Raw genomic sequence first — 4,585 nt, 5'->3', positions numbered from 1 at the left:
AAGCGCGCTGCGGTCAAGAAGGCCGCCGTCAAGAGCTACCCGAACAACCTCGACGGCTGGATTCGCGAGTCGCTCGCCATCCTCAAGAAGCACGACATCCCCGCGTCCTACGACGGCATCCACCGCAACATCATTCGGGAGTCCTCGGGCAACCCGAAGGCGATCAACAACTGGGACATCAACGCCATCAACGGCATCCCGTCGAAGGGCCTGCTCCAGGTCATCCCGCCGACCTTCAAGCACTGGCACGTCCCCGGCACCTCCTGGGACATCTACGACCCGGTAGCCAACATCACCGCCGCCTGCAACTACGCGGCCGACAAGTACGGCTCCATGGACAACGTCGACAGCGCGTACTGAGGTCGGCGCGGACCTCTGGGACAGCTGTAGGTACGCCGAAGGGCGGCACCCTCCTGACGGGGTGCCGCCCTTCGGGCGTCGTGTCGTGGCGCGGTGACTACTTGCGCATGACCTCGGGCTCGTGGCGGCGCAGGAAGCGGGCCACGAAGAAGCCGCAGATCACGCCGAGGACGAGGAGCGCGCCCATGTCCATCGCCCAGGCCCCGACCGTGTGCTCCCACAGCGGGTCGGTGTCGCCGGCCGTCTCGGGCGGGCTGATCTTGTTGAAGTCCAGCGTGGCGCCGGAGGCGGCGACCGCCCAGCGCGACGGCATCAGGAACGAGAACTGGTTGACGCCTATCGATCCGTGCAACGTGAACAGGCAGCCCGTGAAGACGACCTGGATGATGGCGAACATCACCAGCAGCGGCATGGTCTTCTCGGCGGTCTTCACCAGCGAGGAGATGATCAGGCCGAACATCATCGAGGTGAAGCCCAGAGCCATGATCGGCACGGACAGCTCGACGAGCGTGGCGCTGCCGAAGACCAGGCCCTCCTCGGGGATCTCGCGACTGGAGAAGCCGATGACACCGACCAGCAGGCCCTGGAGCACGGTGATCATGCCGAGCACGAACACCTTCGACATCAGGTACGCCGAGCGCGAGAGGCCGGTGGCCCGCTCCCGCTCGTAGATGACGCGTTCCTTGATCAGCTCTCGGACCGAGTTCGCCGCGCCCGCGAAGCAGGCGCCGACCGCGAGGATCAGCAGGACCGTGGTGGCCGTGCCGTTCGGGATGATGCGGCCGCTCTGCGGGTTGGCCGGGTTGGGCAGTAGGCCCTTGTCGGCGTCGATGAGCAGGCTGACCGCGCCGAGGACGGCCGGAAGGATCACCATCAGGGCGAGGAAGCCCTTGTCCGAGACGATCACCGAGACATATCGCCGGACAAGCGTGACGAACTGGGACATCCAGCCCTGTGGCTTCGGCGGCTTCATCGCCTGCATCTGCGGGACCTGTACGGACTGCGGCGCAACGGCGTCGATGTCCGCGGCGTACATCTGGTAGTGCTGCGAGCCCTTCCAGCGGCCCGCCCAGTCGTAGTCGCGGTAGTTCTCGAAGGCGGAGAAGACATCGGCCCAGGTGTCGTAGCCGAAGAAGTTCAGCGCCTCCTCGGGCGGGCCGAAGTAGGCGACCGAGCCGCCAGGCGCCATCACCAGCAGCTTGTCGCAGATCGCCAGCTCGGCCACCGAGTGGGTGACGACGAGGACCGTACGGCCGTCGTCGGCGAGGCCGCGCAGCAGCTGCATGACGTCGCGGTCCATGCCCGGGTCGAGGCCGGAGGTCGGCTCGTCCAGGAAGATCAGCGACGGCTTGGTGAGCAGCTCCAGGGCGACCGACACGCGCTTGCGCTGGCCGCCGGACAGGGACGTGACCTTCTTGTCCTTGTGGATGTCGAGCTTGAGCTCGCGCAGCACCTCGTCGATGCGGGCCTCGCGCTCGGCGCCGGTGGTGTCGGCGGGAAAGCGCAGCTTGGCCGCGTACTTGAGGGCCTTCTTGACGGTCAGCTCCTTGTGCAGGATGTCGTCCTGCGGGACCAGACCGATGCGCTGGCGCAGCTCGGCGAACTGCTTGTAGAGGTTCCGGTTGTCGTACAGCACCTCGCCCTGGTTGGCGGGGCGGTAGCCCGTGAGCGCCTTGAGCAGGGTCGACTTGCCGGAGCCGGACGGGCCGATGACGGCGATCAGCGACTTCTCCGGGACGCCGAAGGAGACGTCCTTGAGGATCTGCTTGCCGCCGTCGACCGTGACGGTCAGATGGCGGGCGGAGAAGGACACCTCACCGGTGTCGACGAACTCCTCGAGCCGGTCGCCGACGATGCGGAACGTCGAGTGGCCCACGCCGACGACGTCGGTCGGGCCGAGCAGCTGTGTACCGCCCTTGGCGATGGGCTGGCCGTTGACGTACGTGCCGTTGTGGGAGCCGAGATCGCGGATCTCCATGCGGCCGTCGGGCGTGGCGTGGAACTCGGCGTGGTGCCGGGAGACCTGCAGGTCCGAGACGACCAGTTCGTTCTCCAGGGCACGGCCGATGCGCATCACGCGGCCGAGGGAGAACTGGTGGAACGTGGTCGGGCTGCGGTCGCCGTAGACCGGCGGCGCCCCCGCGACACCGCCGGGGCCCTGCTGCTGCGGGATGTGCGCCGCGGCCTGCTGCGGCTGCTGCCAGCCGGCCTGCTGAGCCGCCTGCGGATGAGACGCCTGCTGGTGAGGCGGCTGCTGGGCCGGAGCCTGCGGCGCCCAGCCCGGGTTCGCGCCCTGCGCGGCGTACGGCTGCTGCTGGGGCTGGGCCTGCGGCGTGGCGACGGAGGCCGCGGCGCCGGACAGGTTCAGGCGCGGGCCGTCGGTCGCGTTGCCCAGGTTGACGGCCGAGCCGGGGCCGAGCTCCATCTGATGGATGCGCTGCCCCTGCACGAACGTGCCGTTGGTGCTGCCATGGTCCTCGATGACCCAACTGCGGCCGTTGAAGCTGACCGTGGCGTGACGCCAGGAGACCCTGGCGTCGTCGAAGACGACGTCCCCCTGCGGATCACGTCCGAGGCTGTATGCCCTGGACGGATCGAGCGTCCAGGTGCGTCCGTTTGATTCCAGTACGAGTTCCGGCACTCCATGCCCCACTGAGTTGTCCCCCGATTTACCCCCGGCATGGGGAGTCTAGGGATGTCGAACATCGGGGGGAACTATTTCAGGAGCTGGCCTCTGACCGAAAGTCGGGCCTTGTGAAGACCGCGTTCGGACGCATCGACCGATTCCATTGACGGGGTTGAAACCGGGCCGGAGAGTGGTATTTCGACGCGAGGGGGACATGCGCGGTGTTCCCGTCGCGCAGCGGATCGGGGGGTCTGCCATGAGTGCTGCCGCAGGGGTCGAGACGGCGAGGGACGACGCGCGCGTGCCGTGGGGGGACGTGCTGATGTCCGCCGTGGCCGCCGTGAGCTGGGCGTTGATCGGGATGGCGGGGACGGCGGCGCTGGGTCTGCGGCTGCTGGAGGCGGACGCGGGGGGCTCGTTGGGGCCGATGACCGCGGCGGTGGTGGCTCTCGGGGCGGGTGGTTCGGTCACGCCGTCCGGTGATGTGTCGGCGTTCGGCCTCACGGGCGCGGAGGCGGACACGGCCATCGAGATCACGCCACTGGGGGTCAGCCTGGTCGGGGCGGTACTGCTGGCCTGGTTCTTCCTGCGGTCCTTGCGGGCGGCGGGAGTTGTGATCCCATCGGCCGAACTGCTCGCGCGGGCGGGGTCGGTGGTGGTGCTGTTCGTGACGATGCTGGGCGGGCTGGCCTGGGCGGGCCACGACGTCATCACGATCGACGGGGGGTCGCTGGGGCTGGACGACGTGACCGGCGGGGGCGGCGGCATCGAGGTCCCGGGGCTCGGGGACATCGGGGGGCTGCTGCCGGACCGGCTCGGCGACCTGGTCGACGCGCAGGCCGCGGTCGGCTTCACGGTCGACACCGCCCCGACGCTGCTCGGCGGGTTCGGCTGGTCGGCCGGGATCCTCGTCGTGGCGCTGCTGGCCTCGCGCCGTACGCCGCTGCCGCGGGGCTGGGAGGCCGTGCACCGGGTCGTACGACCGGCCGTGTCGGCGGTGGTGACCGTGCTGCTGGTGGCGGTGGCGGCGGGGTGCGCGGCGGCGGCTTACGCGGCGGTCGGCGACGACCATCCCCGGCGCATCGCCGGCGCGGCGCTGCTCGGGGCGCCGAACGGGGTGTGGCTGGGGGTGCCGCTCGGCCTGTTCGTGCCCTGGGACGGGCGGGCGACGGGCGAACTGACCCGCTTCCTGCCGAATCCGCTGGACGATCTGCTCGGCACCGGGGCCGACCGGCCGGTGACGCTGGGCCGGCTGGCCGAGCTGGACGGGCGGGTGTGGCTGCTGGGGGTGGCGGCGGCCTCGATGATGCTGCTGGCGGGCGTGCTGGCGGGGGTCCGGACGCCGGTCGGGGCGGCGGGAGAGGGGCCCGGTGCCCTGCGTTTCGCGGGCCGGGGCGCGCTGCGACTGGGGGGCGCGACCGCGCTCGCCCTGCCCCTGCTGGCCTGGCTGACGGATGTCTCCGTGACCGCGTCCCTGTCCGTGCTCGGCTTCGACGCCTTCGGCGCGGGCATCGACCTGCACGGCCACCTCGGCATGGCCCTGCTGCTGGGTGCGGTGTGGTAGTCGCGCTGGCTGGGGTGGATCGCCGGGAGGGCGCC

The 4,585-nt window shown here is 70.1% G+C and carries 2 protein-coding genes and 1 pseudogene; 2 read left to right on the top strand and 1 reads right to left on the bottom strand.

Annotated features, from left to right (window positions below; all coding sequences use genetic code 11):
• Nucleotides 1-360: transglycosylase SLT domain-containing protein (locus ABZ281_RS39010; protein WP_356662741.1), on the top strand; the 360-nt coding region annotated here is incomplete at its 5' end.
• A gap of 97 nt (nucleotides 361-457) precedes the next feature.
• Here ABZ281_RS39010 and ABZ281_RS39005 read toward each other — a convergent pair.
• Nucleotides 458-3,001, bottom strand: coding sequence for an FHA domain-containing protein (locus ABZ281_RS39005; protein ID WP_356662740.1), 2,544 nt, complete (start codon nucleotides 2,999-3,001; stop codon nucleotides 458-460).
• Nucleotides 3,002-3,242: 241 nt separating this feature from the next.
• Between ABZ281_RS39005 and ABZ281_RS39000 the strand changes: the two are divergent.
• A pseudogene (locus ABZ281_RS39000) lies at nucleotides 3,243-4,547 on the top strand (streptophobe family protein); the annotation flags it as partial.
• Between the last annotated feature and the right edge of the window lie 38 nt (nucleotides 4,548-4,585).

This window comes from Streptomyces sp. NPDC006265 (assembly GCF_040613555.1).
In the GTDB taxonomy this organism is placed as follows: Bacteria; Actinomycetota; Actinomycetes; order Streptomycetales; family Streptomycetaceae; genus Streptomyces.
Note: the sequence above shows the minus strand (reverse complement) of the source record. Positions and strands in the feature narration are given on the sequence as shown.